At 71.1% G+C, this 22434-nt stretch carries 12 protein-coding genes; 4 read left to right on the plus strand and 8 right to left on the minus strand.

Annotated features, from left to right (window positions below):
* Positions 1–14: 14 nt before the first annotated feature.
* From RKD23_RS01605 to RKD23_RS01615, 3 genes are all read right to left on the minus strand, one after another.
* Positions 15–1169, minus strand: coding sequence for a S1 family peptidase (locus RKD23_RS01605; RefSeq protein WP_424851898.1), 1155 nt, complete (start codon positions 1167–1169; stop codon positions 15–17).
* 209 nt (positions 1170–1378) lie between these two features.
* Positions 1379–4690, minus strand: coding sequence for a LamG-like jellyroll fold domain-containing protein (locus RKD23_RS01610; protein WP_424851899.1), 3312 nt, complete (start codon positions 4688–4690; stop codon positions 1379–1381).
* Between the two features lie 218 nt (positions 4691–4908).
* Complete coding sequence (locus tag RKD23_RS01615; RefSeq protein ID WP_424851900.1) at positions 4909–5520, minus strand: hypothetical protein; 612 nt, start codon at positions 5518–5520, stop codon at positions 4909–4911.
* A gap of 258 nt (positions 5521–5778) precedes the next feature.
* On the opposite strand from RKD23_RS01615, the gene RKD23_RS01620 reads away from it, so the two are divergent.
* Entirely contained in the window at positions 5779–6771 is a 993-nt protein-coding gene (locus RKD23_RS01620; protein ID WP_424851901.1) for a GerMN domain-containing protein, read from the plus strand.
* Positions 6772–6939: 168 nt separating this feature from the next.
* A complete protein-coding gene (locus RKD23_RS01625) occupies positions 6940–8628 on the plus strand; it encodes a sel1 repeat family protein (protein ID WP_424851902.1) in 1689 nt (562 codons plus the stop codon).
* Positions 8629–8721: 93 nt separating this feature from the next.
* On the opposite strand, the gene RKD23_RS01630 is transcribed toward RKD23_RS01625, so the two are convergent.
* Positions 8722–9150 carry a VOC family protein gene (locus RKD23_RS01630; RefSeq protein WP_424851903.1) on the minus strand — a complete coding sequence of 143 codons (429 nt, stop codon included), beginning with the start codon at positions 9148–9150 and terminating at the stop codon, positions 8722–8724.
* A 334-nt stretch (positions 9151–9484) separates the two neighbouring features.
* Here RKD23_RS01630 and rph point away from each other — a divergent pair, with 334 nt between their 5' ends.
* Positions 9485–12082, plus strand: a complete 2598-nt coding sequence (gene rph / locus RKD23_RS01635) for a rifamycin-inactivating phosphotransferase (RefSeq protein WP_424851904.1) — start codon at positions 9485–9487, stop codon at positions 12080–12082.
* A 58-nt stretch (positions 12083–12140) separates the two neighbouring features.
* Here rph and RKD23_RS01640 read toward each other — a convergent pair whose 3' ends face one another.
* On the minus strand, positions 12141–13256 hold the full coding sequence (locus RKD23_RS01640; protein ID WP_424851905.1) for an AI-2E family transporter: 1116 nt from the start codon (positions 13254–13256) through the stop codon (positions 12141–12143).
* Positions 13257–13321: 65 nt separating this feature from the next.
* Between RKD23_RS01640 and RKD23_RS01645 the strand changes: the two genes are divergently transcribed.
* Entirely contained in the window at positions 13322–13702 is a 381-nt protein-coding gene (locus RKD23_RS01645) for a hypothetical protein (RefSeq protein WP_424851906.1), read from the plus strand.
* A gap of 99 nt (positions 13703–13801) precedes the next feature.
* Here RKD23_RS01645 and RKD23_RS01650 read toward each other — a convergent pair whose 3' ends face one another.
* From RKD23_RS01650 to RKD23_RS01660, 3 genes are all read right to left on the minus strand, one after another.
* Positions 13802–20533 (minus strand): polymorphic toxin-type HINT domain-containing protein, encoded by a 6732-nt coding sequence (locus RKD23_RS01650; protein WP_424851907.1) that lies wholly within the window; start codon positions 20531–20533, stop codon positions 13802–13804.
* Positions 20534–20785: 252 nt separating this feature from the next.
* Entirely contained in the window at positions 20786–21856 is a 1071-nt protein-coding gene (locus RKD23_RS01655) for a YeiH family protein (protein WP_424851908.1), read from the minus strand.
* Positions 21856–22431, minus strand: a complete 576-nt coding sequence (locus tag RKD23_RS01660) for a cysteine dioxygenase (RefSeq protein ID WP_424851909.1) — start codon at positions 22429–22431, stop codon at positions 21856–21858. The genes RKD23_RS01655 and RKD23_RS01660 overlap by 1 nt, the downstream gene beginning before the upstream one ends.
* Positions 22432–22434: the final 3 nt, after the last annotated feature.

Below are 22434 nucleotides of genomic sequence, written 5' to 3' on the forward strand. Positions count from 1 at the left end.
AGATGCCCCGACGGTCAGGCGGTGTGCAGGGTCAGGCCGTAGCGGGCGAGGATCTCGTTGACCGGCTGGAACCATGTCTCGCCGCCGGTGGAGCAGTTGCCCCAGCCTCCCGACGTGACGCCCTGCGCCTGGTCCCCGCTGATGAACGAGCCGCCGGAGTCACCGCCCTCGGCGCAGACACTGGTCTTCGTCATCTGGTACACCGCGCCCTGGCTGTAGTTCACCGTCTCGTTCTTCGCCAGGACGGTGCCGCAGTGCCAGTGGGTCGTGGAGCCGGAACGGCAGACGGACGTGCCCACCGGCGCCTCCGCGGAGCCCTTGACCAGCCGGTCCGGGATCGTGCCCCAGCCGAGCACCACCGGCACGGTCCACCAGCCGCTGTGGATGCTCACATAGGCGTAGTCGTCGCCAGGGAACGAGGAGCCCTGGAAGGTGCCCATGGCGGAGCCGTCCCAGCCGCGCACGGCCGCTCCGGCCCGCCCGCAGTGGCCGGCGGTGACGAAGCCGCCGTGCACGGAGAACCCGATCGAGCAGCGGACGTTGCCCGTGTAGTACGGGTCTCCGCCGACCGTGCCCGCCGCGTACGTGCGCGGCGCCTCGGCCGTTTCCGTGACGGTGACCGGGGCGTCGCGCCGGGCCCGGTCGACGAAGGCCCGGACGGCCGGGTCGGTCCGCTCACCGCGTACGACGGTGATCTCGACGGAGTTGGCCGCGGGATCGACGTGCCAGCCGGCGACACCCTCGGGGGCGGAGAGCGAGTCCAGCCGGGACTTGGCCCGGTCCAGGGCGGCGGCGCTGTGCCGCACGAGCCGTGTGTCGGCGCCCAGTGCGCGCACCTCGGGGGCCTTGGCCCGGTCGGTGAGGGCGACGACGAGCCGCCCCGAGGACGATTCGAACCATGAGCCGCCGTACGCCTTTCCGGCGGCGGTCCGGGCGGCCTTCTCCGTGCGCATGGCGGCCCGTTCGGCGTGCAGGCGCTCCTCGGCCTGCGCCTCCGTCAGCCCGAGGTCCCGGCGCATGGCGTCGAGCAGGCCGGGCGAGACGGAGACGGAAGCCCCGGTCTCTCTGAGGGAAGGGGCGGCGTTCGCGGTGCCGGCATGGGCGGCGCCGAGTCCGGCGGCGAGCAGCACTGCCGCAACGGCGGCGCGCAGAGTGGCGGTGCGTTTCACGGGGCCTCCTGGTGTGGGGAGCGGAAGGGCGCCCTGAGAGCGCTCTCAGAACGCATTCGCACGCTAAGCCGCAGCACTTGGCAGGTCCATACCAGGATTCGGCCGTCCGTCGGCCCTCTCCCCCGGCCCGTTCACGGGCACGCCGACACCCCGGTCCGCACGTACCGCCCGCGAACCGGGGTGCCGCGCCGCCTCGAACAGGGGGCCGTCTACCGCTTCTCAGCGGCGTACAGAGCGCTCACCTCCTCGGCGGAAAGTGCCCTGTCATAGGCGTGGACCTGATCCACCGAGCCGTTCCAGAAGTCGACGTTCCCGCCGCCCCACTTGGCCCGGCCCACCGCCAGCGGGCCGGTGCTCACATCGGCGGGAGCAGGCGTCGCCGTGGCCATGAGCGTGCCGTCGACATACAGCCGGATCTCGTTCCTCGCGGCGTCCCGCACGCCCACCAGGTGGTACCAGCGGCCGAGTTCGGGCGTCGTGACGTACCGGGCGCGATTGCCTCCCAGTGTGCTGAAGGCGAAGGCGCCCTGGCCGTACTGGAGGTAGAAGGGGTTCTCCTGGCGGCGCCCGTCCTGGCTGACGACGGTCGCGTAGTTACCGGGCAGGGCGTCGAGCGTGGCCCAGGCGGCGACGGTGTAGTCGGTGGTGGTGTCGAGCACGGGGCCGTCGGTCTGGGCGTACTCGCCCTGGCCGTCGAACCTCAGGGCGCTGCCGCGCACGCCGTCCACCCAGGTCGTGCCCGCGGTCAGCGAGAGGTGCCTGGCGTTCGGCCCCCCGTCGGCGGCGGTGGTGCCGCTGCCCTCGTCCAGGGACCAGGAGCCGCCGCCCTTGAGCGGGGCCCGGTCGCCTGCCGCGGCGCCCGCGGCGATCACCTTCAGGTTGACCTCCCGGACGCGGACCGGGTCGACCTTGATCTCGCGGCGGTCGTAGGTGTACAGGCCGTTCAGCTCGTTCTCGAGATCCGAGATCTGGGTGTAGACCGAGCCGGAGAGTTCGGCGCCGGCGGCCTCCAGGTAGTACCTCTCGGTGTTCTCCACGTACTTGCGGGTGAGCGCCTCCTTGTCGGCGACACCGCTGTAGATCACCGTCGGGGCGCCCGGCCACATGTGGCCCGGGGTGCGCAGCGTGAAGCCGCCGTGCTCGCCGTCCATGGCGGCCCTGCGCGCGTCGGGGAAGGCCGGGTCGGTGTTGTTGTAGTCGTGGTGGTCGATGATGTCGCCCTTGCCGGAATCACCCTTGGAATTACAGCAGTTGACGCCCGAGTGGGCGTTCGTGATACGGGAGGGGTCGGCCGCCGCGACCTGCTCGGCGATACGGCCGGTCGCCGCGCGGTCCCATTCGCCCCAGCCCTCGTTGAAGACGGTCCAGCCGATCACGGACGGCGAGTTGTGGTGCTGGCGCATCATCTCGCGACCCTGGTCGACGAAGGCCTGCTGCCCGGTGGGGCCGGTGATGTCGCCGGAGACGAAGTCCTGCCAGACCAGCAGGCCGAGCCGGTCGGCGTGGTGGAACCAGCGTGGCGACTCCACCTTGATGTGCTTGCGTACGGCGTTGAAGCCGAGCTTCTTGTGGGCCTCCAGGTCGAAGGCGAGGGCCTTGTCGCTGGGCTGGGTGTACAACCCGTCCGGCCAGAAGCCCTGGTCGAGCGTGGCCAGGGAGAAGACGGGCTTGCCGTTGAGGACCAGCTTGCGGAAGCCACCGACGTCGGCGACCTCGATCTCCCGCATGCCGAAGTAGCTCTCGACGCGGTCGGCCGACCGCCCGTCGGTCAGCCGCACTTCGAGGTCGTAGAGGTAGGGGTCGTCCGGGCTCCACAGGTGCTGGTCCGCCACCGGCAGACGCAGCTCCTGGTTGGCCGGGCCGGTGACCCGGCCGACGACCCTGCCTTCGGTGTCGCGGGCGACGGCGTCCACGCGCGCACCGGCCGAGGCCCGCCCGGACTCGACGGTCACCGCCAGACTGCTCGAATCGATGTCGGGCGTCGTGACAAGGTTGTCAACGGACACGGGGGCGACGGGTTCCATCCAGACCGTCTGCCAGATGCCGGACGACTGGGTGTAGAAGATGCCGCCGGGGTGGGTGGACTGCTTGCCCTTCGGCTGGTTCGCGCCTCCGGTGTCGGTGACCGCGACGACCAGCTCCTGCGGTCCGGCGCCCTTGAGCGCGTCGGTGATGTCGGCGCTGAACGCGTTGTAGCCGCCGGTGTGTCGGGCGACCTGCTTGCCGTTGACCCAGACCCTGGCCTCGTAGTCGACGGCTCCGAAGTTGAGCATCAGGCGGTTGTCCTTGCCGCCCGCGCCGACCTTCCAGCCCTTGGGCACATCGATTAGCCGGCGGTAGAGCATGTGGTCCTCGTGCCGCTCGATTCCGGAGAGCTGCGACTCCACCGGGAAGGGCACCACGATCCGCTCGTCGAGGTCCTTGCCGAAGACGGGTGTCTCGCCCGCTTCGGCGCCGGCGAACTGCCAGGGTCCGTTGAGGTTCTTCCACTTGGCGCGCACCTGCTGCGGACGCGGGTACTCGGGCAGCGGGCGCTCCTCGTCCAGTTGGTCGCCCCACTTGGTGGTGAGCCGGTGGGTGGAGGCGTTGGCCGCGAAGCGCAGGAACCGCGGGACGGTCTCGTCGCCGTCCTTGAGCCCGCCACGGCCGTCGTAGTCGACCCGGACCTGCTGGCCCTTCTGGACCGGCGCCGCGAGGTCGACCACGGCGGTGGTCGGGTCGCCGGGCGCCGCCCGGACCGAGCTGACGGGGAGGGGCGTCGTGTCGGCCTCGACCGTGAGATGGTCCTTGACGTCGGCGAGTCCGCTGACCGGGTGCTCGAACCTGAGGCGGAGCTGACGGCCGTTCGCCGGGACCGTCGGCTCCATCGGGTAGACCTCGAAGTCGGCCGGCGGGGTGAACGCCGATTCCGGTACGAGCTGCTTGGGCATCGTCGGGGTCGACCAGCGCAGGAACATGTTCGCGCCGCCGACGTCCTGGAACATCTCCAGGCGGAATTCGTGCTCCTCCCCTGCGGTGAGCCGGACCGGTGCGCTGGTCTGCTCCCGGTCCCAGTCGGGCACCCAGTGGTCGATGACCGGCCGGCCGTCGATGAAGAGCCGGAAGCCGTTGTCCCCGATGCCGTGGAACGTGTAGTCGCCGGTGACGGGTGCTTCGATCCGGCCGGTCCAGCGGGCGGTGGTGTGCTCGGACCGCCCGGTCAGGGACTGGAACGTGCCGGTGAGGCCGGGAAAGTTGATCTGCGGGTCGAGGGCGGTGCCACCGAGCGTGGCGAAGTCCCGGGCGCCGGGGGCCGACATGCTGAAGTACTCGCCCTTCAGGCCGTGCACGTCGATGGCGGCGTCGCGGGCGCTCGCGGGGGTCGGGGCGTCGCCCACGGCCGTGGGGGCGGCCGGTTCCGCGGCGGACGCGGCGGGAAACAGGCCTCCGGTGGACAGCAGCAGGACGGCCGCCGCGGTCAGCAGCGCCCGTCTTTTGGTGCAGGGGCGGGTGTTTCGGGGGCGGGTATGGCGTCGTGTCATCGAGTCTTTCCTCGGGGGAGGGGATTCGGAGCCGACCGGGCGCCTGGTCATACGGCGAGGCGTGGGCTGCCACGATTACATCGATGGAAATTCTGCGCAGCGGAATGACAGCACGCCGCCGGGCGGCTGTCCAGACCCTGTGCGACAAGTCGCTGACCGCTCGTCATGTGGGCTGCGTGGGCCGACAGTTGCGGGAACCCCGAGAACCTCCGCGAGGCTCAGTGGCCGGCAGGCGGCTCCAGGCAGCCGGTCTCCGGGTACAGGCCGTTGGTCCGCACCTGGTAGTTGGTCTTCTGCAGGAACGCCGTGACGCAGGTGTCGTCATGCACGCGCAGCGCGACCAGCGCTCCCTCGGGCGTGACGTAGTGGTCGGTCTCGAAGCGCGGGTACATCTCCCGGACGGTGAGCGTCCCGCCGAGGCGCTTGCCGTCCTGGGTGATGCGCTCTTCCTCGTAGCCCAGGTCCAGCAGGGCGGTGCGTACGCTCGCGGGGTCCCACTTCTTCTGCTTCCACAGCCGCTCGATCACCGGGGTGATCCGCTCGGCCTCGCGGTTCGCGTCCGCCTCATGGGCGGGGGACATCTCGCCCTCGCGGCGGTAGGCGTTGTTCTCGTTGTAGTGCGGGGCGCCGTCGCCGGCTCCGGGTTCCACGTAGGGGCCGGCTCCCGGGGCGCCGGTCGAGGCGCTCGCCGACGGTGCGGCCGGGCCGCCGGCCGTGGCGGTCGTGTCCGAGGCGCGCTCGCGGCCGCAGCCGGTGAGCGCCAGCGCGGCGGACAGGGCGAGGAGGGCAGCGGTGAGCGGGGCACGACGGGCCGGGACTGAGGCGGACATGGCACCACACTGTCATGTCCACAGGCGGTCGGGATCAGCACGCGCACGCACGGAACATGAGTACGTGTACTCATGACAGTCGCGCCCCGGCGCGGGAGCCGTCGTGCGCTCAGGACTGTCGCGAAGCCATGACATTCGCACGGCCTCGACAGTCGCATACTCGTCCCATAGGCGCACGCGCGACGGGGCTGAGGAGCCGTTCGGCCCTGGTCCCAACCCGTCCAGAGCGCTTTCCCGGAAGGGTCGGAGGAGGCTGCCATGACTGGCGAAATCCCGGCTCCGCGCCTTGGAGGGCGCGTCTCCGCCGTACTGATGTCGGCACTGGCGTTGTCGCTGCTGTCCGTCGGAGCCTGCGACTCCGCCCCCGGCGGCGACGCGTCCCCGAGCCCCACCCGGCCGATCCCCTCGACCACCGGACCGGGCACACCGGGCGGCGCGACCGGCACCCGCACACCGGCGGACACGGGCACAGTCACCATCACCCCGACAGCCCCGGCGGCACCCGTCCAGCCGGTCACCGAACCGCCCCGGGCCCCGCGCAGGGTGACCACCGCGGTGTACTTCCTGCACGGCGCGTACGTCTCCCCCGCCCCGCGCACCGTGACCGCGCCGGGCACCGCCGCGGGGGCCCTTCGCGCCCTGCTGGCAGGACCCAGCGGCGCCGAGGCACGGCAGGGCCGAACCACGGCGATCCCGTCGGGCACGACGCTGCGCTCGCTGGCGGTGCGCGACAAGGTGGCGACCGCCGACCTGTCCGGGCGCTACGACGACGACGGGGGCACCCTCTCGATGCGGGCCCGCCTCGCCCAGGTCGTGTACACGCTGACCCGCTACCCGAGCATCGAGAAGGTGCGCTTCCAGCTCGACGGCAAGCCCGTCACGTCGTTCGGCGGCGAGGGCATCCTCCTCAACAGGCCCGTGGGACGAGCGGACTTCGAGGACGTCACGCCGGCCGTCCTGGTCGAGTCGCCGCTGATCGGCGGCACCGTCCGTACGCCGGTCAGGGTGTGGGGCACCGCGAACACCTTCGAGGCCGAGTTCCGGCTGAAGATCACGGACGTCACCGGACGGACGGCGGCCGACGTCCGGGTGATGGCCACGTCCGGCACGGGCACCCGCGGCACGTTCGACGTGAGGTTCCCGTACAAGGCGGCGCGCACCGGGCCCGGTGTACTCACCGCGTACTACTACTCCCCCAAGGACGGGCGACCCGTCACGGTCGACACCGTGCAGGTGACCGTGAACCGCTGAGCCGGCCCCACCGGACCCCGGCCGGTCGAACTGCCCACGTCTCGCGGGCGGGCCTTGCGACAGCCGCACGGACCACATCAACTGCCGTATGCGGCAAGGGACGTACGAAAGGGACAGTCCTTGCGCCGACCCGGGCCGGAGCAGGTCCGTCTCCAAGATCGTGGCACGATGTCGACCGTGACGCAGGACATACAGACCCGCGGCGAGGCCCTCGTCGCCGCCGCCCGCGCAGGCGACTCGAAGACCGCCCGCCGGCACACCGACTTCTTCGTGCTCGGCCATCACGTGGACGAAGGCATCCCGTACTGGGAGCAGGCGGTGGCGGCGGGCGACGCCTTCTCGCACTACACCCTTGCCCGGTACCGGAAGATCCGAGGGGACCGGCCGGCGGCGGAAGCCCTGTACCGCGCCGTCGCCGACCGCCACTCCGGATGCGCCTACGGACTCGGTGTGCTGCTCAAGGAGAACGGCGACCCGGAGGCCGCCGAATGGTTCCGGCGCGGCTGGGAGAACGGCCGCAATCTGGACTGCAAGATCGAGTTCGGCAAGCTGCTCGTGGCCGAGGGACGGCTCGACGAGGCGCCGAAGTTCCTGATGAGCGACATCGAGCTCGGCGACATCGCGGTCTTCCGCTGGGTGAAGCTCTTCGAGTCCATCCGCGAGGAGTTCGACCGTGTGGCCGCGGACCTCGACGCCGCGGAGGCCGCCGGGGACGGGGACGCCGCGGCCTCGGCTCTTCGCCCGCTCTTCGACCTGGAGAAGCACTTCCGCGACTATCCCGGCCTGACCGTCGAGGCCGCGGGCTACTACCGCCGGGCCTCCGCGCTCAGCGCATCGGCCCGCGTGGACCATGCCGTGTTCCTCACGGAGACCGCCGACGACACGGTCTGGCCCGAGGCCCGCGCCCTGCTGGTCCATGCTCATGAGGCCGGCTACGAAGGCGCCGCGTACGTACTCGGGGTCCTGCACGAGCAGCGCGCTGACCTCGCCGACGCCGAGCACTGGTACGGCCTGGCGGCCGATGCGGGGCACCCGGCAGCGCAGTGGAACCTCGGCATCCTGTGCAGACGGCAGCGGCGGTACGAGGAGGCCGAGCGCTGGTTCCGTCAGGTCGGCGAGGACGACGAGGACGTCGTCGCGCAGCTCGAACGGATCGCCGCGGCGCGTGAGGCGGGCGGCGTCGCGCCCGGCAAGGACCTGCGCAGGCTGCCCGGGCTCCGCGAGCGCGCGGAGGCGGGCGACGTCCATGCCTCGTACGCGTACGGCAAGATCCTGCGCGACTGGGCCGGCGCGGCCGACCGCCACGTGGTCCGGTGGATCGAACCGGCCGCGCTGGCCGGCGATCCGGATGCCGCGTACGACCTCGCGGAGCTGTACCACTCGCTGCGGCGGCCCGCGTTGCGCGACCAGTGGTACCGGAAGGCCGCCGATGCGGGGCACCACGACGCGTGCAACGACATGGGCTGGCTCTCCGAGTACCACCGGGACTACCAGGAGGCCGAGCGCTGGTACGTGCGCGCGGCCGACGACGGTTCGTCGCTGAACGCCATGCTCGCGGGCAAGCTCAAGGCCCAGCGCGGCGCGTACGCCGAGGCGGAGCCCTTTCTGCGCCGGGCCTGGGAAGAGGGCGGCGACACCGCACACCGCACGGAGGCGGCGGGGTACTACGGACTCGTCCTGCACCGGCTGGGCCGGCTCACCGAAGCCGTCGAACCGCTGCGGGCGGCCGTCGCACGGTGGGACGACGACGTGCGCGCCCGCTACAGCCCGGACGACCTGACCGTCCTGGCCCGGACGGCCGACCCGGTCAAGGAACTCGCGGAGGTGGAGGCCGCGTTGGCGGCGAGACTGCCGTGATCGGGCGGTCCGTGAAAAGCACTGTCGCGGGCCGCATCGCCGACCGGTCGGTCCCCGCCGGACAGGTCCCCGCCTCGCCGGCTCCGAGGACGCTCAGTCGAGACAGAACTCGTTGCCCTCGATGTCCAGCATCGGGATGCACGCGTCATTGCCGTCGTACAGCGTGCGCACGTGTACCGCGCCGAGCGGGACCAGTCGCGCGCACTCGGCCTCGAGTGCGGCGAGGCGTTCTTCGCCCACGAGTCCGGTGGCGACCCGCACATCGAGATGCAGCCGGTTCTTGGCGGCCTTGCCTTCGGGGACGCGCTGGAAGAACAGTCGCGGGCCCACACCTGAGGGATCGACGCATGCGAACCACGCGTCCTGCTCCTCGGCCGGCAGCGAGCGCTTGAAGTCGTCCCAAGTGGCGAACCCCTCCGGTGGCGGCGGTATGACGTACCCCAGCACCTCGCACCAGAAGCGCGCGAGACGCTCGGGTTCCCCGCAGTCGAAGGTGACTTGGAACTTCTTGATCGATGACATCGGCGCACCCTACCAAGGGGGGGAGCGACAGCTCCCGCACGCCCGAACTCCCCGCCGCGAACCGGCACATGAAAAGCGAGAAAGGCAAGGAGGTCGCTCTCCTTGCCCTTCTCAACGTATAGCAGGCAGGGGGACTTGCGGCAAGGCCCGGGTGGTGGCGCAGAATCGTCGGCCTAGGCCACAACCTGCGGAAATGGGGGCACGACGTGCCGGTGTCGTTGTCGATGTACGGGGGATGCGAGTGCGCGCCATGCGACTCGTCAGAGGTGGAGACGACGGTGATCCGACCGGGCGGTGCGGTGCGACGGAGCACGGCGGCCTCGGAGGTGTCGCGATGAGCGAGCAGTACGTGGTCGATCTGCAAGCGGTCGACGAGACGCAGGTCGCGGTCGTCGGCGGCAAGGGGGCGCACCTGGGCGGTCTGTCGCGGATCGACGGCATCCGGGTGCCGGACGGCTTCTGTGTGACGACGGAGGCCTTCCGGGGGATCATGGCGGCCACGCCGTCGATCGAGGAGCTGCTCTGCGAACTGTCGCGCTCGGACCCGGACGACCGGGAGGCGATCCGCGCCCTCAGCGCGCGGATCCGGCGAGCCATCGAGGGGGTCGCCCTCCCGGACGAGGTCGCGGCGGCGATCACCCGCGCCCTCGCTCGGCTCGGCGAGGAGACCGCCTGTGCCGTGCGGTCCAGCGCGACGGCGGAGGACCTGCCGACGGCCTCCTTCGCCGGCCAGCAGGACACGTATCTGAACGTCGTAGGGCCGCAGGCGATTCTCCGGCACGTCAGCCGGTGCTGGGCCTCGCTGTTCAGTGAGCGGGCGGTGATCTATCGCCAGCGCAACGGCATCGACCACCGTACGGTCCATATGGCCGTGGTCGTGCAGAAGATGGTCCTCCCGGAGGCGTCCGGCATCCTGTTCACGGCCGACCCCGTGTCGGGCAACCGGAAGGTCGCCACCCTGGAGGCCGGCTTCGGCCTCGGCGAGGCCCTGGTCTCCGGCCTGGTGAACCCGGACGTCTTCGCGGTGCGGGACGGCGAAGTCGTCAGCAGGACGATCTCCGCCAAAGAGCGTGCCGTGCAGGCCTTGCCGGGCGGCGGTACGCAGGAGGTGGAGGTCGACGCGCGGCGGCGGGAGCAGCCGGCGCTGACGGATGCCCAGGTGCTGGAGCTCGTACGGCTCGGGCGGCGGATCGAAGCGCACTTCGGCTGCCCGCAGGACATCGAATGGTGCCTGGTCGACGGCAGCTTCCGGATCGTCCAGAGCCGGCCGATCACGACGCTGTTTCCCGTCCCCGAGACCGATGACCAGGAGAATCACGTCTACGTCTCCGTCGGTCACCAGCAGATGATGACCGATCCCATGAGGCCCCTGGGGCTCTCCGTGTGGCAGCTCACCGCCATGACACCGATGCTGGCGGCGGGCGGGAGGCTGTTCGTCGACACCACCCGGCGCCTGGCCTCGCCCGCGGGCCGCGCCGGCCTTCTGGACCTGGTGGGGCGGTCCGATCCGCTGACCAGGGACGCGCTGGAGACGGTCCTCGACCGGGACGGCTTCGTCCCGTCGCTCCCGGACGCGGGTCCCGGCGGGCCGCCGGCCGGTGGCGCCTCCGCGCCGATCGAGACCGATCCGGCCATCGTCAAGGGGCTGATCGAGCGGAGCCAGGCGTCTCTCGGCGCCCTGAGGCGCGACATCGGTTCGAAGACCGGGCCGGCGCTGTTCGACTTCCTTCTGGAGGCCTTCGAGGAGCACAAGCGCGTCCTCGCTGATCCCCAGAGCATGCAGGCGATCATGGCGGGGATGGAGGCCACGTGGTGGCTCAACGACCAGTTGCAGGAGTGGCTGGGCGAGAAGAACGCGGCTGACACGCTCACGCTCTCCGCCCCCGACAACATCACGTCGGAGATGGGACTGGCGCTGCTCGACGTCGCGGACGTCATCCGCCCGCACCCGGAGCTGGTGGCGTTCCTGCAAAGCGTCCAACACGACGACTTCCTGGACGAGTTGGCGAAACTCCCGGGCGGCACCGAGGCGCGCGACGCCATCGAGGCCTACCTCGACCGGTACGGCATGCGCTGCGTCGGCGAGATCGACATCACCAGGCCGCGTTGGCGCGAGCGCCCCACCGCTCTCGTGCCGGCGATCCTCGACAATGTCAGGAACTTCGAACCGGGCGCCGCCGAGCGGCGCTTCGAGCAGGGCCGGAAGGAGGCGTGGCAGAAGGAGCAGGACGTGCTGTCACGCCTGCGGGACCTGCCGGACGGGGAGGAGAAGGCAGACCGGACCAAGCGCATGATCGACCGCGTCCGGACCTTCATCGGATACCGGGAGTACCCGAAGTACGACATCATCAGCCGCTACTTCGTCTACAAGCAGGCCCTCATGGAAGAGGCCGAGCGGCTCGCGCGAGCGGGCGTGCTGTCCGAAGTGGAGGACATCTTCTACCTCACGTTCCAGGAGCTCCACGACGTCGTGCGCTCGCACCAGGTGGACGAGCAGCTCGTCCAGCGGCGCAAGGAGGCCTTCCGGTCGTACCACGCGCTCACCCCGCCTCGGGTGCTCACCTCGGACGGTGAGACCTTCAACGGGGCGTACCGGCGCGACGACGTGCCGGCCGGTGCGCTGATCGGCCTGCCGGTGTCCGCCGGGACCGTGGAGGGGAGGGCCCGTGTCGTGCATGACGTGGCGGATGCCCTTCTCGAGGCGGGAGACATCCTGGTCACGACCTTCACGGACCCCAGCTGGTCGCCCCTGTTCGTCGGGATCGCCGCCCTGGTGACGGAGGTGGGCGGCCTGATGACCCATGGTGCGGTCATCGCCCGGGAGTACGGCTTGCCGGCCGTCGTGGGTGTGGACGGGGCCACCCGGCTGATCCGGGACGGCCAGCGGATCCGCGTCCACGGAACCGAGGGGTACGTCGAGATCCTGTCGTGACCGATGCGTCCGGAGGCTGCGGCTGGGGCGACCGCCCCGGCCGCTGGGCCTCCAGCTGTTACGACGGAACGGCGTCACCGGGGACCGGGTCGCCGTCGCCCGGCTCCGCCGGCGGCTCGGCGAGCTGCTCGCGCACGTAGTTCCACACCACGGCGATCAGGGCCGCGACCGGGACGGCGAGCAGGCTGCCCACGATGCCTGCCAGGTTGCCGCCCAGCGTCACCGCCAGCAGGATCACCCCCGCGTGCAGGCCGAGTCCGCGGCTCTGGATGATGGGCTGGAACACGTTCCCCTCGAGCTGCTGCACGACCACGATGATGGCCAACACGATCAGCGCGTCGGTCAGGCCGTTGGAGACCAGCGCGATCAGGACCGCGACGAAGCCGGCGAACAGCGCGCCCACGATCGGCACGAACGCGGTGACGAACGTCAGCACCGCCAGCGGGAGCACCAGCGGCACCCCCAGCGCCCAGAGACCGAGGCCGATCAGCACGGCGTCGAGCAGGCCGACGGCGGCCTGGGACCGCACGAACGAGCCCAGGGTGTCCCAGACACGCGCGGCGACGGTGGGGACGTCGGTGGCGAGCCGGCCGGGCAGCTGACGGGCCAGCCACGGCAGGAATCGCGGGCCGTCCTTGAGGAAGAAGAACATCAGGAAGAGGGCCAGCACGGCGGTGATCACGCCGTTGACCACCGTGCTCACTCCGGTGACGACGGCGGTGACCGCACTGCCGATACCCTCCTGGGCCCGGTCGACCGCGGTGTCGAACGCCTTGTCGATCTGGGCGTCCCCGATGTTCAGCGGCGGGCCTGCTGCCCATTCCCTCAGCTTCTGGACCCCTTCGACCACGCCGTCGGTCAGGTCGCCCGACTGGGACGCCACCGGAACCGCGATCAGCGCCACGACCCCCGCGGCGACGAGCAGGAACACGATCGTCACCACCGACGCGGCAAGCGCGGGACGCCAGCCTCGTGAGCGAAGGAAACGCGTCGGCGGCCAGGTCAGGGTGGTCAGGAGCAGACCGACGACGAGCGGCCACACCACCGACCACATCCGGCCGAGCAGCCAGAGGGCCACCGCGAGCATCACGAGCACCAGCAGCAACTCGGCGGAGACACGTGCCGATGTGCGCAACGCGGCGCGGGATTTCGTGGAACTCAACCTGGCAGACATGGGGTTCACCCTATGGCGCTCCGCCCCGCTCCAGGACAGGTGGTGGCTGCTGTCAGACTGGTTCCATGCCGAAGAAGCGAACGCCCGACAAGAACTTCGCCGACGTCGTGGCCTCACTGGAGACCCCGGGGGGATCCGACCCGGCCGACGGTCTGCTGTCGCCCGCGAGCGCGGGTGAACTCGTCGACGCGGAGGGGCGTCTGTGGACGAGGGAGCGCGGGCCGCTGGACGCGCGGCTGGCCAGGCGGCTCGTGCGCGGCGCCGACGAGATGATCATCGGGGAGGGCGCCGGGGAGGTGCTGCGACCGGTGCCGGCCGACGGGCGTGAGGAGGCGTGGGCCCTGATCAAGGACGCGCTGGAGGCCCCCGAGTCGGGCACGTACCGGGCGTACGACTTCCGCTCGGAGGACGGTCGCGTCCTGCTGTACGTCGAGGAGTTCTGCTGACGTCGTACTGACGTGGGTAAGCGTCGGGGCGGTCCGGTGTACGGACCGCCCCGACGTTCATGTCACCTCTCTCGGTTCTCCCGGTTCACGTCCGCGATGTCACCAGCGGTAGTGGTTCGTGCGGAAGATCCGTCCGAACCGGTTGATGAAGTCGACGTGGACGTGGTTGCCGGAGCCGCACGGACCCCGGTAGCGGCAGCGGCCGCCGGTCCTGGCGACCTGCTTGGCATGGCGGACCGCCGCTGCCTTGCTGCTGAACCGGGTGGGGTGCCACCAGTTCAGTACGTTGCGCTTCTTCGGGATGTACCGGGCGCAGTTGTGGACCAGCGCCGACCGGCCGTCGGTCACCACGAAGTAGGTGTGGCTGCCGGCGACGGTCAGGTTGAAGACGGTCCGGACCGCCTGCGTGCGGCTGGTGGCCGTGACCGTCGGCGCGAAACCGGTCGGGTTCGACAGGCGCGAGCCGGGGGTCAGCTGGAACGCGTCGATCCAGCCGCGGCCCTGGACGAAGAACGGGTGGTTGGCGGTCGCGGTGATCTTCTTCGACCGGCCGTCGCCGTCCGCGTCCACGGACAGGGTGACGAGATCCTTGGTGCCGTGACCGATGATCACGTCGGAGACCGGGGAGACGGTGGTCTCACCGGTGATCTCGTCGACCGCCTGGACCAGGTCGCCGACCTCCACCTGACTGATCGGCAGGGTGCTGCCGTCGGCCATGACGACCGGCGTCTCGGGCAGGAAGGAGTTCCAGCGGCAGCTGCGGCCGATGGCCCGGGCGGCCCGCAGGGCGCGGTAGCCGCGGTAGGCGCGGTAGCCCCAGGCGGCGGCGCCGAGGCCGGGGATGAAGCCGGCCGCGGTGAGCGCGATGTCCCACTTGTTGCGCCAGGCCCAGCGCTTGGCCTTCTTGAAGAACTTCTTCCAGCCCCACTTGCCGTCCAGGTCGAAGCAGTTGACCGGGTCGGCCGAGCAGTACTCGTAGGCGTTGGCGTTGCCGCCGCGCTGGGGGTCGACCGACAGGAACCGGCCGGTGGCGGGGTTGTACTGGCGTACGCCCATGAGGGTGAAGCCGGCCACCGTCTCGCTGGAACGCTGCTTGCCGCCCAGCCAGCCGTAGCGCACGGCCTGCTGCTTGTCGCGCGCGTTGCCGTACTCGTCGGTGTCGAGGACGATCGGCGCCTCGCCCGCGTTCAGCGGGAGTTGGAGCGCAACGTCGCCGTGGATGTCGGTGAACTGCAGCACCGTGTCACCGGTGGCGCTGGTGACCGCGCCGAGGTTCCCAGAGAGGGCGTCCACGTTGCGGGTCAGGGCACCGGTGGCGGTGTTCTCGACGATCCAGCGCGGATTGTCGTTGTCGCCGTCGTAGTGGTTGAGCTTGTTCTCGGTCGGCGACCAGGTCCCGCCGCTGTTGCTCTCCACCGTCCAGCCGCGGAAGCGCAGGGCGGCGTCGAGGGTCCAGGTCTGCCGTTTGGTGCCGCTGGTCTGCTGGTAGGCGAGGTCGTTGGTGTAGTAGCCGACGCTCACGCCGCCCGGCAGGGAGGTGGTGCGGCCGAACGCGTCGTAGACGTATCCGGCGTCGGTGATGCGGTCGGCGCTGTCGAACGCCGAGGTCCTGCTGGTGCCTCCGGTGGTCGGGCAGTCCAGGCCGGGCGCCGAGGCGGCGCTGGTCAGGGACGTGCGGTTGCTGTGCTTGTCGAACCCGTAGGTGCGCCGGGTGCAGACCGTGTCCACGGTGTCGTCGACCTGTACGAGGCGGCCGGCGGCGTCGTAGCGGTAGGTCTGGTCCGACCAGCCGGCATGGCTGGTGATCTGGCCCTGTACGGACTCGGTGACCGCGTCGGACATCACGACGGTGCCGTCGCTGTCGCGGGTGTAGGTGCGGTCGACCGCGGCGCCGGTGGTGTCCTCGGTCTGGGTGAGGGTGTAGCCGCCGGGCAGCTTCTCCGTGGCGACCGAGCCGTCCGCGTCGTACGTCGCCTGGAAGACGCCGGCGACGGAGTCCGTCGCCTTCGTGGCCAGGCCGCGCGGCTCGACGGTGTGGTCGTAGGTGAAGGTCACGCTGGACGGGACGGTGTCGCCGACCTTGACCGGCCGGTCGAGCAGGTCGTACTCGGTGGTGGTCTTCCCGCCGTCGGCGTCGGTGTACGAGGCGAGCCGGCCGAGCTTGTCGTAGACCCGCGTGATGGTGCCGCCGGTCGGCGACGTCGTACGGATCTCCTCGCCGGTGGCCGGGTCGTACTCGGTGGTGGCGTCCGGGACGGCCTGGCCGCTGCCGCCGGTGACCTTCACGGTGACGGGGCGGCCGGCCGCGTCGTACGTGGTGGTCGTGGTGCGGGTGACACCGCCCGCGGTGTCGGTGCCGATCGTCGCGTTGCCCCACCAGTCGTACTGGGTGGTCGTGGTGGGCAGTTGCGTCGGGTTGCTGCCGCCGCCGGTGATGGCGCCACCGGGTCCGGTCGAGCACACCAGGTCGGCCCACTCCGGGCGGCCGGCGCAGGTGCCGGTGCCGGTCGCGGACCAGTACGAGGTCACCACGGTGCCCGCGTCGGCGCCGGTGCTGCCCGTGTTGTACGTCTTGACCACGCGGCCCAGCGCGTCGTACTCGGTCGTGGTGGTGATCGCCAGGCCGGCCGGGTCCTGGATCGACTTCACCGGCAGGCCCTTGGCCCAGTCGTACACGGTCTGCACGACGCGGGTCTCTCCGTGCACCGCGGGGTGCTCACGCACCTGGGCGCCGGTGGTGACCTTGGTGACCTGGTCCTTCACCTTGGCGGTGCCGTCCGTCGGGCGGCCCGCGTCGTACTCGTTGACGGTCCAGCTGCGGGCGGTGACGGGCGAGCCCGCCGCGACCAGCGTGGTGGTGCCGGACTTCAGGTCGGCGGTGAGGTCGACGCGCCGCAGCGGGCCGAACTCCTCCAGCTCGCGGGTGCCGTTGTCGTTGTAGACGGACTTGGTGGTGAGCAGGTCGGCGCGCTCGGACGAGGCGAGCGAGGCGATGCCCAGCTCGGCCTGTGCGGCGCGGTCCGCGGCGGTGGTGCCGAGCGCCAGGGCCCGGTTGGCCGCCGTCAGCTCGCGGACGGTGTTGCCGAAGCGGTCGTACTCGCTCGTCGTGATGTGCCCGCCTGGCGTCGCGGCGTTCACCGCGCGGCCCGAGGCGCCCATGTAGGTGATGTCCGCCCGCTGGTAGGACGTGGCGGTCAGGGCGCCGCCCGCGTTGGACGCGGGGACGGCGTCGGCGGGGAACACGGCGGTCGCGTCGGTCGGCGCGTCCGTCTGGCCCCATGCCTTCACATCGGAGGCGCCCATCTTGTACGGGGCGGTGGTGCCGGTCAGCGGCACGTCGTAGACGACGCTGGTGGCGGCCTCTCCCTCGATCACGTCGAGGGTGCCCTGCTTGAGCGCGGGACGCGAGGCCTTGAGCAGCATGCCGTCACCGGCCGCGCTGCTGGAGCCCGCCTTGCCGTAGGTGAACGTCCACGGCAGCCGGCCGGGCGGGGTGACCTGCGTGACGCGGCCCGCGGTGTCGTAGGCGTACTGCGTCTTCAGCGCGGGGCTGATCAGCGGGTTCCACGTCTCGGTGAGCCGGCCGGCGGCGTCGTAGCGGTAGGTCTGCACGACCTTGGAGGTCGCCGAGGCGGCACCGGGGTCGGTCGACCACAGGCGGATCTCCTTCACCTGGCCGGTGAAGTCGCCGAGGGCGGTCGTGGTCGCGGTGGTGCTCGTCGCGTAGACGAACTCCAGCGAGCGGCAGCCCTTCGTGGCCGGGGTGGCCGTGCAGGTCGCGGCGGAGGCGGCCGAGGTCGGGGCGATGACGCGCTTGGGGCGGGCCAGCGTCTTGCCGTCGGCCGTCACCGTCTCGGAGACGACGGTCGTGGAGGTCTGGGCCAGGCCGTCCATCAGCGCGCTGGAGACCTGCCAGGTCGTCGCGGCCGGGTCCGGCTTGGTGAACTCGGTGACGGTGCCTTCGGTGTCGGAGAGGGTGAAGCTGCCGGTCACGCTGCCGGTGAGGGTCAGTTCCTCGGAGCCGGGCTCGGGGATCCAGCCGGTCTTCGCCGCGTTCGCGGTGAAGGAGATCTCCTCGCCCTCCAGGTCCACCACGGCGACGGCCGTGTCGGAGATCCTGCGCAGGTGCGAGTAGTCGGAGTCGGTGGCCTCGGCGGCCGTGCCGGACACCCACTCCTTGCCGAAGATGGCCACCTGGCCGGTCTGCTGCGCGCCGGCGTCCGGCTTGCGGGAGGACGCGGTGCGGGTCACCGACAGGTCGAAGTGCGTGGTGTCGGTGGCGGACAGGGTGTAGTCACCGGTCAGCAGGTTCAGCTGGCCGGGGCCGATCTCGTCGGTCGCGGCGCCGGAGGCGGTGCGGTCGACGACCACGTTCAGCGGCTGCGTACTGCCCGAGGCGCTGTTCGGGCCGGTGAAGTCGGCCTTGATCTGGACGGTGCCGTCCGGGTCGACCGTGCTGGTCGCGTCCCACACCAGCTGGGCGTTGCGGCCGGCCGTCAGAGGCACCGGCCAGGCCGTCAGCGGGGTGCCGCCGGAGGTGACGTGCGCCGCGGGGATCTGCGTCCACGGATCGGCCTCGGAGCGGCGCCAGGAGAACGACACGTTGTCGTACTTCGATCCGTCGGCCTCCGCGACGAGCGGCAGACGGCGTGCGGTGCGCTCGCCCTCGTCGGGCTGGACGAAACCGCCCGGCCCGGCGTGGAAGGTGTAGTCGACGGCCTCGGACTTGTTGTCGGCCTTGTCGACCTGCCGCACCTGAAGGGTGTGGGTGCCGTCCTTGGGCGGGGTGACGCCGATGGCCTTGGCGGCGGTGGAGCCGCCGGTGGCGACCTTGGTCCAGGTCAGGCCGTCCAGCGACCACTCGAGCCAGTTGTGGTCGGTGCCGTTGGGAGTGACGGTGAAGGTGCCGGTCTGCCCGGCGCCCTTGACCCACGCGGTGGACGGGTAGTCCGTCGACGTGACGGAGGTGGGTGCTGAGGGAGCGGTGGTGTCGACCGTGAAGGTCTTCCACTCCGACCAGCCCAGGTTGTAGTGGGTGCCGTCGTAGGGCGAGGTACGGAATTTGTACGTCTTGCCGTTCGTCAGCGCCCCGGCCGGGACGGTCACCGAGGCGACCTGCCCGGAGTTCACCCACGGCGAGACGATGACGTTGCCGACCTGGGTGTTGGTGGCGGCGTCGAAGATCTGGAAGGTGCCGTTGACCTTGTCACCGTTGGGGTCGACGAACGTGTCGCGCAGGGTCGGGGTGAGCGTGTTGACGACGTAGGCGCCGCTGTAGGAGTAGTAGGGCGGGCCCGCCTCCTGCTTGGTCCCCGTGCGCGGCCGGTAGTTGTAGGTGACGACCAGCTTCGGCGGGTTGGCGGCGGCGTTGGCGGAGTTGACGCGCTTCCACTGCCCGGTGACGTTCTCGTCCGAGGCGCGCAGGCCCAGGTGGGACTTCGCGGCCTTCGCCGAGGCCCATTCCTGCACCAGCGTGGTGACGTTCGCGTTGATCCAGCCGTCCGGCTGCGTGCCGCAGGAGGCGTTGCCCCGCGTCTCCGACGAGGTGGCCTTCTCCGCGATCCACGACGGCTGGGCCGTCCAGCGCGAGGAGGTCGAGGCGGCCCCGGTGGACCACACCTCCCACGGCTGGTTGGGACACGAGGAGCCGGTGTAGTTGCCGGAGTGGAAGTTCCACAGCGACAGCTTGGCGTCCATCACCAGCGCGTCGGCGATCGGCGCGGTGTTCCAGGAGATGAACGACCGGGCCGTGCGGAAGGTGCCGTCGGCGTTCTTCGTACCCGGGTTGCCCAGGTCGAGCTCGGTGTCGGCGGACCAGTCGACGGTCTCGCCCTGCTGGACGTAGGTGTCGAAGACGTTGCTCAGCGCGGAGGTGGACGGGTCCACCGTCACGGGGTACTTCGTCCTCGGGTCGGCGAGGAAGCCGGCGTCCGGGGTGAGGACCAGGTCGACCGAGCCCTTGCGCTGGACGACCTTCAGGCCGACCTTCGCGCGATGCGTGTGCTCTCCGGAGACCTTGTCGGTGGTCGCGTCCCACATCACCGGGGCGGGCATGACGGCCCGCCGCTTGTTCTTCCTGTCGGTGAAGAGGAGGCTGCCGTCCTTCTGCTGCTTGACCTTCAGGCCCTTGGCCTTCAGCGGCAGCGTGTAGGTGTAGCCGCTCGTCGCCGGGCGCTGCCGGATGTCGACGTACTGCTCGTAGCCGGTGCGGGTGGCCTCCACGACGACGTCGGCGCCGGGTACGGCGTTCACGTAGGTGGCGCGGGTGCCGTCGAGCTCGGGCTTGGGCAGGCCGCCCTTCCACTGCAGGGTGATCTGCTGGTCGCCCTCGCCCAGGGTCACGAGGTCGCGTGCCGCGGCGGCGGCCGTGTCCTTCAGCGAGCGGGCCTTCGCGCCGCCGCCGGCGTTGAGCCGGAGCCCATTGGGATGGCCGACGGGCTCCACCGCGCCGCCGGCGTGTTCGACCAGGGTGAGGTCCACCGGGTGCCAGCGGCCGTTCTCCTGGTAACGGATCGGGCCGGCCGTGAGCTCGGTGGTGAGCGAGCCGTCCTTGTTCGCCCACGTTGTCGACGTCTCGGTGCGTTCGGAGAGCGCCTCGACGCGCCTTCCCGACAGTCGCGCGGCCACGCGGGCCGACGGGATGTCGGCGGCCTGCTTCACCGCGGGCTTGGTCTCCTTGGCGGCCTTGTCCGCGTCGGCCGCGAACGCCGTGCCGGTGGCGTCGAGCAAGGAGACGGCCAGGGTGAGGACAACACCCCCCGCCACGGAGCTGAGTGTCCTCCCGGACCAAGGCCGGCCCCGTTCGTTGGGACCGGGTATGTGGATCGTCATGCCTTCTCGGTCTCTTGTGAGTTCCCTGTGCGCCACCTGTGTGACGCTGTTGCAAAAGTAATGGGGAGGAAGTGAGCGGGAATCGCCACAAGTTGCCACAACTGAGCCTGGAAGGTGCTCAAACTGCCCCGTGATCTAAGCCACTTGTGAGAACAGGGGGAACTCTTCGCGGTACCTGGTGTTCCCTCAGGTGAACGCGAGGAGGCCGTCGGCCGGCCGCAGCGGGCACGGCGGTGGTGCTGCCGAGGCACGTCACCGTGCGACCAGCAGCACCCCGGCGTAGGAGACGCCTGCCACGACCAGCCATGCCGTCAGGCCCAACAGGGCCGTCCGCGCGCCGGTGCGGGTGAGGGAGGGCAGGTCGACCGCGCTGCCGAGCCCGAACAGGGCTGTGGCCAGCAGGAGTTCCTGTCCGGTGTGAGCCGCGTCCAGCACGGGGGCCGGCAGCAGCCCGGTGCTGCGCACAGTCACCGCGGCGAGGAAGCCGACGATGAACAGCGGTACCAGCGGCGCCCGTTTGCGACCGGGCTCGGCAGGCCCTGACTCGGCTGCCGGCCCGGACACGGCTCGGCTGCGGCGCCGCGCGGACAGCGCGACGGCGGCGACGAGCGGCGCGAGCATCGCCACCCGCATGAGCTTGACCAGCACCGCCTCACCGAGGGCCGCGTCACCGGCCGTCTGCGCCGTGGCGACGACCTGGCCGACGTCGTGCACGCTCGCGCCGACCCAGCGCCCGAACACGACGTCGCCCAGCCCCAAGGGCCCCTGGAGCAGGGGCAGTACGGCGATCGCGAGGGTCCCGCAGAGAGTGACCAGAGCCACGGAGGTCGCCGCGTCGCGTTCGTCGCTGCCTCTCGCCTCCCCCACCGCGCCGATGGCCGAGGCGCCGCAGATCGCGTACCCCGCGGCGATGAGCAGGGGCTGGTCCCCCGGCAGCCCCAGTCGCCGGGCCAGCCACCAGGTCCCGGCCAGTGTGGCCATGACGACGGCCAGCGTCATGACGACGGTGGCCCAGCCGATGCCGGCCACGTCGCCGAGACCGAGCTGCAGCCCGAGGAGGACGATGCCCGCCCGCATCAACCGCCTTCCGGCGTACGACAGTCCCGGGCGGGCGGCTCCCCGCACCACCGAGCGCAGCCGGGGCAGATGCGCGGCGAGGACGCCGAGCACGACGGCGGCGGTGAGCAGCGGTACGGCGGGAAGCAGCCGGTGGACGGCGAGGGCGACGGTGAGGGCGCAGGCCGCGAGAAGGAGTCCCGGGCTCAGGGCGGGCGCTTCGCGCACGCGGTCACATTGCCCAGGACGCTCCCTGAGGAGGGCCATCAGCAGTCGGCGGGCAGTTGGTAGACGCGGCGGACGCTGCTGCCGAGGCGGGAGATGTCCGCGCCGTAGACATGCAGCGAGATCGCCGTCGAGGGGCCGGCGTTCCAGACGCGGTGGATGTCGCCGGGAGGGGCGAAGCCGCAGAACTCGCCCTGCTGGTTGAGGGCGTCGGCGGTGGCGACGAGCCTGGCGGAGCCGTCGGCCGCCGGGAGGAGCCGGTAGCGCCGCTCGCGTTCCTGGCCCTGGTGCACCCCCGTGGTGCACCAGGACACATGGTCGTGGACGGAGGTTCCCTGACCGGGCAGCCAGACCAGCGCGACGACGGAGAAGCTCCCGTCGTGCTCCGCGTGCAGCAGGTGCTGCCGGTACCGGGTCGGATCGCTGACCTGCTGCTCGTCGGTGAGCAGGTCGGGCGCGCCCAGGTGGGGGGCGAGGCGTTCGCCGACGAGGTGCGCGGTCAGGTCGGGCGGGAGGCCTCGCGCGACGTCCTGTCGTATGCCGGCGAGGAGGGTTTCGAGACGGTCGGTGGCCGGGGCCGCGGTGAAGGCACCCGGAGCGGTCGGCGCGGAAGTCATGCA

The sequence above is a fragment of the Streptomyces sp. SAI-170 genome, from assembly GCF_049739565.1.
Classification (GTDB): Bacteria; Actinomycetota; Actinomycetes; order Streptomycetales; family Streptomycetaceae; genus Streptomyces.

What these genes read in the sequence shown, in the direction of transcription:
- RKD23_RS01625 (WP_424851902.1), top strand. Translation starts at nt 6,940, where the DNA reads ATGTCGACCGTGACGCAGGACATACAGACCCGCGGCGAGGCCCTCGTC.
- rph (WP_424851904.1), top strand. Translation starts at nt 9,485, where the DNA reads ATGAGCGAGCAGTACGTGGTCGATCTGCAAGCGGTCGACGAGACGCAG.
- RKD23_RS01615 (WP_424851900.1), bottom strand. Translation starts at nt 5,520, where the DNA reads ATGTCCGCCTCAGTCCCGGCCCGTCGTGCCCCGCTCACCGCTGCCCTC.
- RKD23_RS01650 (WP_424851907.1), bottom strand. Translation starts at nt 20,533, where the DNA reads ATGACGATCCACATACCCGGTCCCAACGAACGGGGCCGGCCTTGGTCC.
- RKD23_RS01620 (WP_424851901.1), top strand. Translation starts at nt 5,779, where the DNA reads ATGACTGGCGAAATCCCGGCTCCGCGCCTTGGAGGGCGCGTCTCCGCC.
- RKD23_RS01645 (WP_424851906.1), top strand. Translation starts at nt 13,322, where the DNA reads ATGCCGAAGAAGCGAACGCCCGACAAGAACTTCGCCGACGTCGTGGCC.
- RKD23_RS01660 (WP_424851909.1), bottom strand. Translation starts at nt 22,431, where the DNA reads ATGACTTCCGCGCCGACCGCTCCGGGTGCCTTCACCGCGGCCCCGGCC.
- RKD23_RS01655 (WP_424851908.1), bottom strand. Translation starts at nt 21,856, where the DNA reads ATGGCCCTCCTCAGGGAGCGTCCTGGGCAATGTGACCGCGTGCGCGAA.
- RKD23_RS01640 (WP_424851905.1), bottom strand. Translation starts at nt 13,256, where the DNA reads ATGTCTGCCAGGTTGAGTTCCACGAAATCCCGCGCCGCGTTGCGCACA.
- RKD23_RS01630 (WP_424851903.1), bottom strand. Translation starts at nt 9,150, where the DNA reads ATGTCATCGATCAAGAAGTTCCAAGTCACCTTCGACTGCGGGGAACCC.
- RKD23_RS01610 (WP_424851899.1), bottom strand. Translation starts at nt 4,690, where the DNA reads ATGACACGACGCCATACCCGCCCCCGAAACACCCGCCCCTGCACCAAA.